This window comes from Okeania sp. SIO2C9, assembly GCF_010672455.1.
Taxonomy (GTDB): domain Bacteria; phylum Cyanobacteriota; class Cyanobacteriia; order Cyanobacteriales; family Microcoleaceae; genus Okeania.
In genome coordinates this window covers 58153-70872 of the sequence record NZ_JAAHGO010000009.1, presented here as the reverse complement: position 1 = coordinate 70872, position 12720 = coordinate 58153, and the positions used below count along the sequence as shown (strand labels likewise).

At 37.7% G+C, this 12720-nt stretch carries 8 protein-coding genes and 1 pseudogene; 3 read left to right on the top strand and 6 right to left on the bottom strand.

What is annotated here, in order from left to right; all coding sequences use genetic code 11:
* Positions 1-472 precede the first annotated feature (472 nt).
* On the top strand, positions 473-2884 hold the full coding sequence (locus F6K23_RS08585) for a polysaccharide biosynthesis tyrosine autokinase (RefSeq protein WP_293153385.1): 2412 nt from the start codon (positions 473-475) through the stop codon (positions 2882-2884).
* Between the two features lie 1015 nt (positions 2885-3899).
* Here F6K23_RS08585 and F6K23_RS08580 read toward each other — a convergent pair.
* From F6K23_RS08580 to F6K23_RS08565, 4 genes are all read right to left on the bottom strand, one after another.
* A complete protein-coding gene (locus tag F6K23_RS08580) occupies positions 3900-4910 on the bottom strand; it encodes a DnaJ C-terminal domain-containing protein (RefSeq protein ID WP_293153382.1) in 1011 nt (336 codons plus the stop codon).
* A 977-nt stretch (positions 4911-5887) separates the two neighbouring features.
* Positions 5888-6241, bottom strand: coding sequence for an AAA family ATPase (locus tag F6K23_RS08575; protein ID WP_293153487.1), 354 nt, complete (start codon positions 6239-6241; stop codon positions 5888-5890).
* 108 nt (positions 6242-6349) lie between these two features.
* Entirely contained in the window at positions 6350-8245 is a 1896-nt protein-coding gene (gene ltrA, locus F6K23_RS08570) for a group II intron reverse transcriptase/maturase (protein WP_293153379.1), read from the bottom strand.
* A gap of 1104 nt (positions 8246-9349) precedes the next feature.
* A complete protein-coding gene (locus F6K23_RS08565) occupies positions 9350-10636 on the bottom strand; it encodes a glucose-1-phosphate adenylyltransferase (RefSeq protein ID WP_293153377.1) in 1287 nt (428 codons plus the stop codon).
* 187 nt (positions 10637-10823) lie between these two features.
* Here F6K23_RS08565 and F6K23_RS08560 point away from each other — a divergent pair, with 187 nt between their 5' ends.
* The gene (locus F6K23_RS08560) at positions 10824-10946 is read left to right on the top strand and encodes a hypothetical protein (protein WP_293153374.1); all 123 of its coding nucleotides are present in this window, start codon (positions 10824-10826) and stop codon (positions 10944-10946) included.
* Between the two features lie 409 nt (positions 10947-11355).
* Here F6K23_RS08560 and F6K23_RS41635 read toward each other — a convergent pair whose 3' ends face one another.
* Complete coding sequence (locus F6K23_RS41635) at positions 11356-11739, bottom strand: RNA-guided endonuclease InsQ/TnpB family protein (protein ID WP_367267664.1); 384 nt, start codon at positions 11737-11739, stop codon at positions 11356-11358.
* Between the two features lie 45 nt (positions 11740-11784).
* Entirely contained in the window at positions 11785-12210 is a 426-nt protein-coding gene (locus F6K23_RS41630; protein WP_367267661.1) for a transposase, read from the bottom strand.
* Positions 12211-12354: 144 nt separating this feature from the next.
* Between F6K23_RS41630 and F6K23_RS08550 the strand changes: the two are divergent.
* Positions 12355-12711 (top strand): annotated as a pseudogene (locus F6K23_RS08550) (Uma2 family endonuclease); the annotation flags it as partial.
* Positions 12712-12720 lie beyond the last annotated feature (9 nt).

Genomic DNA, 12720 nt, shown 5'->3' with positions numbered 1-12720 from the left:
AGCAAGAAGCAAGAAGCAAGAAGCAAGAAGCTTTAGTTATCTAGCAGAGGTAGATGAGGTACAAATATAGATGGTAAAGCCTTTTTCGTGTGGGCATCTTGCCCGCGACTAGTGTACCTCACTAATATGAAATAGGCTGTATTTATCAAAATAATTGGGTTGCGCAACCCCGCCTTTCAAGGGGAAATATTTTTGGAGACTTGCTCAAATCCCCGTTACAAAAATAACTTCTCATATCATATCCGCTGGGGTGCGTTTGTGTAAAACCAAGGGTGAATATCTACAGGAAATTTACGTTTTTTCAAGCTTTTAAGCCTTCTTCCTTCTTCCTTCTTCCTTCTTCCTTCTGCTCTAAAATTAAAATTATTGAATGAAGATATATAGTAATTGCAAGTCTGCCATCAGATATTCTTAAATATATCTTGCTTAATTCACAGTAATAACTTTATTTTTAACTTTTAACTTGATAGATATGGAACCCGAAAAAAAATCTCAATTATCTTTATATAGTAATAGCGGTCAACTCCTAAATCAGAGGAAAAACTTTACTCAGAATCAATATATATATGAAGCTGAATTTCATCAACTAGAGGAAAAATTATCTCAAAAAGAAAATAAGATTTGGAACTTAGTATGTCATCGTTTTTTCTTGATTTTCAGTGTAGCAACTGCCACAACAACGGGAGCATATTTCTGGACTTTAAATCAGATTCCTATATATCAGGGAAAATTTCAAATATTAGTTGAACCAGTTAAAATTACCAATTCAGTTAATTATCAATTAGGCACAGAATCACAACAATTAACTACAACTTCTCAAGAAAGTTGGGAACAACAAGCAGCAAAAATTATTTATGGTACGGGAAAAGAGAGAATCACTTCATATCCAAACCAAAATATTCAACAAAATCAAGAATCAGATAACTATAGTTTAGATTATCAATCTCAAATTCAAGTCTTAAAAAGTCCGCAGTTTATGCTGCCAATCATTGCAGATATACAAAAAGAATATCCAGAAATTAATTATAATTCTTTGTTTCAAAAACCAGAGAGGCCACTTTTTAGTCAAGAGAAACTAAAAATTCAAAGATTAGACAATACAAAAATTATAGAAGTTAGCTATCGAGATTCGGATGCAAAAAAAATTCAGTTTGTATTAGATAAACTAGCAACAGCTTACACTGAATATGGTCAAAATGACCAGAAAACTAATACTGATGAAGGGTTGGATTTTATTGAAGAACAAATTTCAAAAAATCAACAAAAAACCAAAGAATTACGACATAAATTACAACAACTACAGCAGGAATATCTGTTTATTAACCCAGAACTTAAAAGTCAAGAATTAGCAGCAGAAAGTAATCAAATTCAATCACAAAAACTAGAGAATAAAATATTACTAGACCAACAGCGATCGCTCTATGCCATGTTACAGAGTCAGTTGGGAATTAATCCAGAAGAAGCTTTGATAGCTTCAGCTTTAAGTCAAGCAGCAAGATATCAATCATTACTCAATCAATTACAGGAAGTAGAAACAACAATTGCTTTAGAATCAGCTCGGTTTAAAGAAAAAGCACCTCAAATGCAAGCTTTATATCAACAAAGAGAAAAATTAATGCCTTTATTAAATCAAGAAGCAGAAAAAGTTATTGGTAGAGATATAGAAGAGGTAAGTAAAAAGGCTTTAGCTTTTCAAGACTCAGTTCGCTTAGAGTTAATTCATAAAATGATTTTGGCTGCTAATCAAATTGAAGTTCTCGAAGTCCGGAGTAAAGTATTAGATGAAGCTGAGGCAAAATTAAATGAATATATTGCAAAAATGCCAGAAGTAGTAGGAAGTTATCAAGAAATTCAGCAAGAATTAAAAAATTCAAATAATATACTCAAAGATTTGTTAGAAAAACAACAGCAATTACAGATAGAAGTAGTATTTGAAAAAGTACAACCTTGGGAATTAATCGCACCACCAGAATTGCTGAAAACTCAAAATGGTGAGTTAGTAACAATCTCTCCAAATATGATATTAAATCTTGCCCTCGGAGGAGTAACAGGATTAGCATTAGGAATATTATTGGCTAAATTGGGAGAAGGATTTCAACAAGATGTTTTTCAAACGCCAAAAGAAGTCAAAAAATCTATTGGGTTGCCATTGTTAGGAATAATTCCTATACATGAACAAAGAAATTGGATGAACGATGAACTAAAAGAAAATAATAGTTCATCTCTAGTATTATATCCCTCAGCTTTTCAAGAAGCCTTCCGCACTTTAAATGCTAATATTCGTCTATTAAATATAGAAAATCCCATTCATTCTTTTGTAATTAGTTCCGCAACACCAGGGGATGGTAAATCTACAGTCGCAGCTCATTTGGCCAGGGCAGCTGCCGCTATGGGTCAACGGGTACTATTAATAGATGGGGATCTACGTTGTCCACAGATTCATAATATGATGGGACTTTCTAATCAACAGGGTTTGAGTAGTATAATTGCCGATTGTGTGCCAATAGAAACTGCAATTGAGCGATCGCCCGTAGATGAAAATCTATTTGTGTTAACTTCTGGCCCTATTCCGCCAGACCCGACGAAAATTTTGTCCTCACCGCAGATGCACCAATTAATTCAAGATGCAGCTACAACTTTTGATTTAGTTATTTGCGACACAGCGCCATTATTGGGTCGAGCAGATGCTAGTTTATTATCAGCTTGTACTAATGGATTAATGTTAGTAGTGGGATTAGGTAAAACAGAGCGAGAAGCTTTAAGTTTAGCTTTAGATGATTTGAGTATGGCAGGAGTACCAATGTTGGGAATAGTTGGTAATGGCGATCAAGCTGATTCTTATTATCAGCGGTATTATGATTATGAATATGTTCAGTCACGTTAAGAAGAAATGAAGTAGTTTTACTTAACTATCTCAAAAACACTAAGACTTAATTTTTTAATAGTTTCAGGATTTATACCAATTTGATAAATGTTTGTTACGAATTGTAGAAGTAAGAAAGAAGGAAGAGGAAAGAAGGAAGAAGGGATAAATATTGAAAAAAAGGGAAAAACGATATAAATAACTATCTAAAATGAACTGTAATAGCTATTTTTAAGCATGCTCGATCAAAGTCTATATTTTTGTAGCATTCTTTTTTCAAATTGGTATTAAACAGAGAATATAGATATAGCGAGGGCGAATACCATTCGCCCCTACAGGTGGTGGGTTAAAAGTCAATTTGCGTAAGTCCTGAGTTTATTTGTAGATAAAATTACAACAGATTGCACTTGAGTAAGGTACACTAATCGCAGGCAAGATGCTCGCATTTGCATTCATTCAATTGTTAATCTCTGTACTTCATATACTTGGAATCTGCTGTATCTTGATATTCTGTAGAAGATACAAAATAGATTCTAAAGATAGAGAAGGTGAAAAATTTTCCAAATATTTTGGAATTTCTGCCGAAATATACGATTTTATTGTTAGTTGTTTAAGCAGATATTACTAAGAAAATTAAGCTAATTTTTGAGAGATAGAAAAGTTAGTAATTAACCTAGATAATGGTATTGCGTAGTTTAATAGTAGGACTCAATTTATCAAACAAATTGTTCAGTTTAGTCTGAAAAAAAAATCAAAGATTCGCTTAATCTATATACCCTTTTCACCATAGTAAATATAATCCAATTGTAAATGCTGAACAGTCTTATATCGCAGTCGAAGGAAAGCTTAGAAGATATCAAAAGCTTAAAACTCAGACAACGCAAGAAAGAATTATGAAGTATTAAAAGTGAGATTTACCTGTTCCAAAAAAATTCATCCCTTGATTCAGCAACCCCCACAGTTTTTTCCACTCCCCCACTCCCTCACTCCCCCACTCCCCCACTCCCCATCTCCCCATCTCCGAAGTGAACTTAAACTACAACGATATACTTTGCAAATGACTACGAGGATTGAAAGTACGATTAGCTTTAATTTTTTCATAGCACTCTTTTTCTATAGCACTAATATCTTTGGGGACAGTAATAGTAACTCGTACTAACTGGTCAGTACGTCCCCCTGACTTAGCCTTTGGCCATCCCTTACCTCGTAACCGTAAAGACTGACCGGAACGAATACCCGCAGGAATATTAACATTAACCATACCATCAGGAGTTGGCACCTCAATAGATGTACCCAATACAGCTTCATCAGGAGTTATTGGTACTTCACAAAGTAAATTATCTCCGTCAAACTGGAAAAAAGAATGAGACTGAATTTCTACCTTCAGATACAAATCTCCTCTTTTCTTAGTGTATGGATCTAATTGACCTCTACCTTTAACTCTAATTTTACTTCCTGGTTTAACCCCTGGAGGAATAGAAACTTCTCCACTACCCACACGCTTCTGTGTTCCTCGGAAAGCTTCTGAAAAAGTAAGAGTAATATCAGCTTCTAAATTCAGAGAAGCTCCTGACTGACGATTTTCAAAATTAGAAAAACCATCAAATCCATTATTAAATCCCCCTGGCCAACCTGTATTAGTCTTGTAGGTATAAGTTTGTCGTCCACCAGGATTACCACCTGGAGTTCCACCACGACCTAATAAGGTATTGATAAAATCTTCAAAACTGGCATACTGACTAAAATCGAAACCTCCAAAATCTACGGTAGTACCACCAGTACCTCCAGGCCATCCGCCACTTGTAGAACCTACTTGATTCCAGTATTGACCAAATTGGTCATACTTTTTACGTTTTTCTGGATCTGATAAAACTTCATAAGCTTCATTAACTTCTTTAAAACGAGCTTCTGCTTTCTTGTCACCCGGGTTCATATCTGGGTGGTACTTCCTCGCTAATTTACGATAAGCTTTTTTTATTTCTTCGGAAGTAGCGCTTTTAGTTAAACCTAAGATTGAATAATAGTCTTTAAAATCAGTTGTAGCCATTCATCTATCTCCTCATTTTAATATTTTTCAGATTAATTTGAATTTGATATACGATTACTTAGTAGTTAATTATAAGAAAACTATTTTTGACTACTGTCAATTACAAAAAGCCAAAAGTAATATACCCTGTAGTTTCAAGTGTTTTTTTTGATTTGTCAGATGCGATATTCTTAACGAAGTCAGAAGTCAGAAGTCAGATAGGGGAGCCGTCGGATTGGCGACGTACAGAAGTTATTTTTGTAACAGGGACTTGAGCCTCGCTCCAAAAATATTTCGCCTGAAAAGGCGAGGTTTTAGACCCAATTATTTTGATAAATTTAGATACACATTGTCATGCTTGCTCGAATAGAAATTAGTTTCAACCTATATCCAGGTTTGCCAAATTTTTTATATATAAAAAAACTACTGCCAGATATTAGTAACTAATCAGTCAGGTTGAATTATAATGTTTGACTTTCTTTCAAGTTATCAAAGTTTAACATTCATTTAAGTTCGGTTTTTCCTGAAAGAGTAATAGCAATTTCCGTACTCTGTTTTATAGTTTAGCTATAGACACTCAGCTATTATCTATCAGGTTGATTTCAAACTATTACCTGCAAGGTATTGAAGTTTCATGGCTGTAATAATTTTTATTTAGTGCTATAACTCCACATTAAAAGTTAATTATTAATTATGAAAAATGTCAGAATTAAAGCTATTTTTTGGTTGTAATATAGGGATGAATTTAATTAATATTGTATGTATATAAAATTTCATTTTAGTAATTAATAACTAACAATTCCCTTTACTTAAAATCAGAGCATTGACTAAAAGATTTTTTTCTTTTTTTCGATAGGTAGATGCTCTACAGCGCTCCTGCTAATTGATGACCTCACGTCATCACAAAAACTCTGTAGGGGCGAATGGCCATTCGCCCCTACTAGATATGGCCATTCGCCCCTACTAGATATGGTGATTCTGCATAAGTCCTGATGATATTATTTAGCAATTCGTTTCAGTACGTCTAATCCTTCTTTACAAGAAGGAGGAGCATCTGTTAACTGTCGATACATTTTCATTATTACTTCTTCAGGAACTTGACGCTGTCGTTGTAGATTTCTTTTTAAGCATAATTCTAATGATTTGTCAAGCCATAAACCAGTTAGATGGCTAAATCCACTTTCCTTTGCCAAGTCAATTACTTGTCGTCGTTGCCGACGTTGGACATTAGTAGCGTCATATATGGCGAGAGATGTCTGGCGTACAGCTTGGTAAAATTGTTGCTGTACTTGCTGCCATACTTGGAGCCAAGGCCCTTGAATTGCTTCATCACCAAATAACTGAGCACGGATAGCATCAGTAGAGTTAAACTAAGCAAACCCATTTCCGGTTATCCCTTTATAGAGTCTGCTTGTCTTCAGAACCGGACGTGAGACTTTCACCTCATCACGGCTCCTCTCTTAAACGTCCCTTTTCATGGGTACATCTTGCTTCAGAGTTAACATATCGTCAATCCATATATAATTTTCAGGTAAGTCCTGTGGCTTAAATTGTGGATATGTCTTGTTATCTGACGCTGTTTTACTGTCGTGGCAATGTCGGTGCAACAATTGTTTATTTTTGAGTGTGTTGTCACCACCTTTAGACCTTGGTTTTATATGGTCAACTTCCATAAGGTCAGTCGATCTAAAGGTTAGTCCACAAAATGCGCATTTATTTTTTTGTCGTTTTAATAGCGTTGCGACTTCTTTCCTTACGCCTGGATATTTACCGATTCTGTTACTCCAATAAGTCCAATCGCCGTCATAAGGGGATTTACTACCTTTCACCTTGATGTGCCTTATAATAGATACATCCGAGTGTTGGTTTAGTATATATTCGCCGTCGTTAAGTATCCAGTTTCGGGTTTCTTTGCAGCGGGGGAAATACTTTTTCTTCACCCATTTGGCGGACTTATTTGGATGCCTTCTACTTGCCCACCTCCATAGTCTTTTCCATAGGAGGCTATCCATTTTACTGAATACCTTCTTGCTGACTTTGGTTGAGAAGTAGTTAGCCCATCCCCTAATTACCGGGTTTAGTTTAGCTACTAGAGCTTTTGTAGGGGCAGATTTATGTGAATCACATATATCTGCCAGTTTCCGATAATGAGTTTTAATACTCTTGGAAGATGGTTTAATCAGCGTTTTAAATCCTTTTTTAGTTGACTTAACTTTCCATTGCCTGATTGTGAAACCTAAGAAGTCAAATCCGGGTTGATTACCTTCATATTCTTCTAGGGTGTGGACAATTTTAGTTTTTTCTGGTTTTAGTTCTAATCCTACCTGGTTTAACCATTCCTGTATTACCGTTTTAGCTTGCAGGACTACTTTGATATCTTCATGTAGGATTACAAAGTCATCAGCATAGCGTATTATGGATAGTGCCTGTTTATTTACTCGCTTTGTTCCTGGTAAGGTTTTAGCAAATTCTTCGAGGCATTTTTCCATACCATGTAAGGCGATGTTTGATAGTAGGGGACTAATTACCCCTCCCTGCGGTGTACCTTCCGTAGTGTCTAGGAATTGATTGTTATCAAAAACTCCGGATTTTAACCATTGTTTGATTAATCTTCTGTATGGAGTTTTTCCAATCTTTCCTAACAGTGCATCATGGTTAATTCGGTCAAAACATTTGGATATGTCTGCATCTAAAACATATTTTGATTTCTGGCAGATACTGTTAAAGATGGCCTCAATGGCATCATGTGCTGACCGTCCTGGTCTAAAACCATAGCTGTTAGGTTCAAAGCGTGCTTCCCATTCTGGTTCCATACCTAGCTTCACCAGGGCTTGTAACGCACGGTCATACATCGTAGGGATGCCTAACGGACGTTTTTCATCTTTTCCTGGTTTTGGTATCCAGACTCTACGGGTTGGGCTTGCTTTGAGGTGTCGTGATGAAAGTAGGTACACCAGGTTGAAGCGTTGCATTGGTGGTAGATTCTTGATTCCGTCCACACCTGCGGTCTTTCGTCCTTGGTTATCCTGTGTCACGTGCCTAACAGCTAGCAACCTAGCATAATAACTTTTGGTCAGAAGTTTTTGGTATTTGCGCATCTTGCGGATTTCGCCACGGCTGGATGCTCTGTAAATTAACTTTTGCAACTTAAATACATACGTTTCTACCCGTTTCCAATTTATGTCCTTCCATTGGATATTTGGGTTGACACTGACTTGGGACGGAACATCGTCTGTATCCCATGCCACGCTTAAAAAGCGAGTGCGTAATTCTGAGGTCTCCTCAGAATGTAAGACACACTCAAGAAAGGGCTTTGGATTATCCAATCTTTTTTTTAGTGTTTTAGCTTTATTCATCGCTAATAATTACCTTACATTACGTCTAACAGTGGGTACGTCAGCTTGATAGCTTTTTACCCAATCCTACTCTCCCTAAGACCTACGTCCAAAGCGTAGATTCACCTTGAATGGCTTCCTAAGTTATCGACCTATATTCTTAGGTGTCTCAAAGAGGTTTTCTCGTTCCCTTATTCCTTTATTACGGCTGATTTAGTGGGGTAAACTCTCCCGAAGGGTTCGATACGATTGTTGATATAAACTTAACTATATTTATATCCATAGACCCTCTGACTTTCGTCCTACACCCCATAGCTACCTTTGAGGTGGTCATGTCTAACGAGAGTTTAATTACCTTCCTGTTCGTCCACTTGTCAGCCTCTGCTTGCGGTATCGTTCCTCGGTAACTGGTATTTTCCCGCTTTTGGACCAGCTTCACCAGTTTGATGTTCAGTCTCACCAATGTGGCCCATGCTGTCAACCCAACAACAGGGCGGATGGAATTTCACCACCAAGGGTATAAGAGTTTTCACAGGTCGTTAACGAAGTTATCCCGTAGGGAAAGTTATTAGCTTCATGTCGTGACCTGGAAGGCTAGATATACCTGCTTTTCAGCAGTCTTGACTAGCCAACGAGTCGCACAATTAATTGACACTGAGGATATCTAGTAACTATTTTCCTTGCTAGAGTGGATTTGCCACTAGCTGGAAGTCCAATCAGAATAATTAGTTTGCTCATCTCAACGTTGGTTGGAGACCCGCGCTCTCCCGTTGGCGAAGCAAGTGCGGCAGCTATTAGGGGAGCGTCGTCCGCGAAAACCAATCAATTTTGCGGTTCTTAAAATAATATGCTATGCTCAAAGAATAAGGCTATTGAGCTAGCAGTGTCTAGAGGATCTGTCGGATTGGTGACCTACTGTGGAGCACACCTTTAGACCGACAAGAGGTTCGGCCTTGGAGGCAGGTGCGTTAGAAGCAGAAAAATCCTATCAGCGATGTTAGGGAATCCCGCGTTGCGCTTACGCGAAACGTCAGGAGGATGTCAAAAACTCGCAATTAGCATTTAGTGGTTAGCAGCATTTAATAATAACCGCTAACCAACTAACAACTAAAACTCAAACACTTACTAGATCACTGTGCCATCTGGGATAATGGCATTCTTCAAGACAACAACAATACCGTTACGAATGATAAATCCTTCATCCTCACGTTGAGCTTCCTCTATACGGTCTTTATTAATTATCTGGACATTCCGACCAATACGGGCATTCTTATCAACGATCGCCCCACGAATAGTCGTTTCAGCACCGATACCCAATGGGACAATACCCTTTTGTCGGCCAGATTTACGTTCTGCAAAAGGTTCGTAGTAATCTGCACCCATCAGAAGAGAGTCTTCTATTATACAACCAGCTTCAACTCGCGATCGCAATCCTAAAACACAATGGTCAATTCGGCATTGTTTAAGAATACAACCTTCTCCGACAATTGACTCTGTAATCTGGCAGTCTAAAAGTTTACTTGGTGGTAAATACCGAGAACGAGTATAGATAGGAGCTTTTTCATCATAGAAGCTAAAGGGTGGTTGAGGCTGTTGGGTCAAAGCCAAATTAGCTTCATAGAATGACCTAATCGTCCCAATATCTTCCCAATAACCTTCAAATGGGTAAGCTTGAACATTATAATCTTTAGCCGAATTAGGTATAATTTGCTTACCAAAATCTGGATCTAGGGATTCTTCCAATAGTTTGACCATGACATCTTTATTAAAGACATAAATCCCCATAGAAGCAATATAGGGTTGTTCTTTAGCAACTTCTGGACTAACTCCTAAAACAGAGGTATCCACTGCCATAATTTTTAGAGCGTCCCCTTTAGGTTTTTCGCTAAATTCAACGATTCGACCAGAGTCATCAATTTTCATTAAACCAAAATCAGATGCCCGTGCTTCATCAATGGGCAAGACAGACAGAGTAATATCTGCCTTTGTTTCAATATGACGTTGGACAAACTCCCGATAGTCCATGCGGTAGAGATGGTCTCCGGAGAGAATTAGGTAATAGTCAATATCCCACTCTTTGAATAACCAGATATATTTACGGACAGCATCGGCGGTTCCTTGGAACCACTCTGGATTATCTTTAGTTTGTTGAGCTGCAAGAACTTCTACAAAACCTTCACTGAAACCTGGGAAGTTGTAGGCGCGAGTAATATGACGGTTTAGAGAAGCTGAGTTGAATTGGGTCAGAACATAGATTTTCTCGATGTCTGAGTTGATGCAGTTACTGATGGGAATATCTATCAACCGATATTTCCCGGCTAGGGGGACTGCTGGTTTGGCCCGCAGTTTTGTTAATGGATAGAGACGGGTACCTGCACCACCGCCTAGAATTATACTTAGTACGTTTTTCACGGTTGAACCTCACTGCCAACAATATTGTCATTCTCAGTGTCCAATGGTAGGGGATCATTGGCAAGGGGGTAGATAGTAGGAGAAGTCAGAAGTCAGAAGTTAGAAGTTAGAAGTTAGAAATTATCCCTGACTGAGTTTGAGCATTTATAAATGTTCGCGCCCTATTTCTGTGGTGTTATATGTAGATATGGTTAGGTTAAATTTTGGTTATGGGTGGGCGATCGCTGATTATCTTTTCTCTTATGGGTTTAATCAGGTAAAAGGAAGAAAACAACAAATATTTGGTAATATAGTCAAGGGTTATTACTGAGAAGAAGCTAAGTTTATATTTCTTCAAGTCATCAAATGAGGCCCCGAATCTGAAAATTGTTTGGGCAGATCAAGGTTATAGAATAAAACTAGAGAAGCCAGTGGCAATGAGCAAGTGGATGGAAATTAACTATTCAGAACTGAAAAAGGATTTAAAGTTTTGCCCAGACGTTGAGTGGTATAAAGGACTTTTGCTTGGCTAGGCTGTAATCCTAGACTTTCTCAAGATTATGAAGAATATCCTCACTAGCGAAACAGTGTAGTTGAAATTTTATAGTAGTTGACATACTCCCCGACTGTTAGGCACGGGGATTCTCACAAAAAGTGATTCTTTGCTCATCGACACAGCTTACTCAATCAAGTTGCCCATCATTAGCAGAGGCCGTTATCTCCCAAAGCGTTCCCTATTACTAGGAGGTTCCCGTATGCCCTACGGTACCTTGATTCCACTCAATACCTATTATTTCTAATCCACGATTCAAGATGTTTCGTGCTGCGTTAGTATCACGACATATTTCAGCATGACAGCTAGGACAAACATGAGTACGAGTTGACAAAGTTTTCTTGACTCTATGCCCACAATTAGAACAATCTTGAGAAGTGAATTTGGGATTTACTGAAACAACTGCTTTACCCAAAATTTTTCCATAATATTCCAACCATTGAGTGAATTGATACCACGATGCGTCAGATATTGACTTTGCCAAATGATGGTTTTTGACCATGTTTTGTATCTTCAGGTCCTCATAGACGACAACATCGTTAGATGCTACTACGCACCGGGCTTGCTTAATGCAGAGCGTCTTTACGCTGCCTACTTACCTTCAAGTGACATAACCCTAGTCTCTTTCTGGCTTTGTGGTAATTGTTTGATTGAGGCTGTCTTGGTGCGCATTCCGCAAGCGAGCTGTCGTCGTCGCGGGGTCGCACCGCTTTTTGCCTTTCACAAACTTCTTGCTTAATTGTCGTTGCCGACGTTTTAATTTCTTTTCTGCAAACCTTAAATATTGAGGATAAACAACAGCATGATCGTTTTGGTCTTTATAGAAGTATTTTAAACCTAAATCAATACCTATAACATTGCCAGTATAATTTCCTGGTTCTTCTCTATTAGCATCTATACAAAACTGACAATAATAACCGTCTGCACGTCTAACTATTCTCACTCGATTAATTTTTGACCTAAACAAATCCTCTCTTGTTTCTGAGTTACAATACAGAGAAAATTTGCCAGATTTAAACTTATCAGTAAAAGTTATAAACATACAATCCTGTGATAGTTTGGTGGAGTCGAGTAGGGAATCGCTCCCCCACCCTCTCCTACAAAACCGTGCTTGCAAGTTTCCCTGCACACGGCTCCTCAATTGTTTGACACTTGTCATGTGACCTCTTACCCAGTTTTGGGTTNTTCCAGTACTGGATTTACTCTTTCTACAGGAGCGAAAAAATCTCCTGATGCTTCCTGGATAAAATTAGAAAGATGGAATAGTTTATCTCAAGAACAAAAAGAAAAGTTTGCTCCGATTTGCCCGGATTTTGTGGTGGAATTAATGTCACCTTCAGATAATCTGAAAACTCTCCAAGCAAAAATGACAGAATATCTGGAAGAACCGGGGGTAAAATTAGGTTGGTTAATTGATAGAAAGCAACAGAAAGTTTATATTTATCGCCCAGGAATGACTACCGAATGTTTAGAAAATCCTGATAGTGTGAGTGGAGACCCAGTATTGCCTGGATTTTTTTTAAATATGAGCAAAATTTGGTAAAATAATATT